The sequence below is a fragment of the Undibacterium sp. SXout20W genome, from assembly GCF_049340285.1.
Taxonomy (GTDB): domain Bacteria; phylum Pseudomonadota; class Gammaproteobacteria; order Burkholderiales; family Burkholderiaceae_D; genus Undibacterium.
Genome location: NZ_JBMPPH010000115.1, coordinates 1 through 635, shown reverse-complemented (window position 1 = coordinate 635; position 635 = coordinate 1). Strand labels below are relative to the sequence as shown.

At 47.4% G+C, this 635-nt stretch carries 1 protein-coding gene; it reads right to left on the bottom strand.

The window, feature by feature from the left end:
- The coding region (locus tag ACO0K1_RS20245) for an EF-Tu/IF-2/RF-3 family GTPase (protein WP_423029008.1) at nt 1-635 on the bottom strand (635 nt) is incomplete at both ends.

The window sequence follows — 635 nt, the reverse complement described above, 5'->3', positions numbered from 1 at the left end:
ATAGCGAAGCGCAAGCCTTCTTCCATCGCGATCGGGTTGATCAGTTTTACTGTGATAGATACGTTATCACCTGGCATTACCATTTCTTTGTCTTTTGGCAACTCGATCGAACCAGTTACGTCCGTTGTACGGAAGTAGAACTGTGGACGGTAGTTGTTAAAGAATGGTGTATGACGACCACCTTCATCTTTAGACAATACATAGATCTCACCAGTAAAGTGGCTATGTGGCTTGATTGAACCTGGCTTTGCCAACACTTGACCGCGCTGGATATCTTCACGCTTAGTACCGCGCAACAATACACCAACGTTATCACCAGCTTGACCCTGATCCAGCAATTTGCGGAACATTTCAACGCCAGTACATGTTGTTTTTACTGTGTCTTTAATACCAACGATTTCGATCTCTTCGCCGACTTTAACGATACCGCGCTCAATACGGCCTGTTACAACTGTACCGCGACCAGAGATGGAGAACACGTCTTCTACTGGCAACAAGAAGGCGCCGTCAACTGCGCGTTCTGGTGTTGGGATGTAGCTGTCGAGTGCATCAGCCAATTTCATGATGGCTTCTTCGCCCAATGGACCTTTGTCGCCTTCAAGCGCCAATTTCGCGGAACCTTGGATGATTGGCAA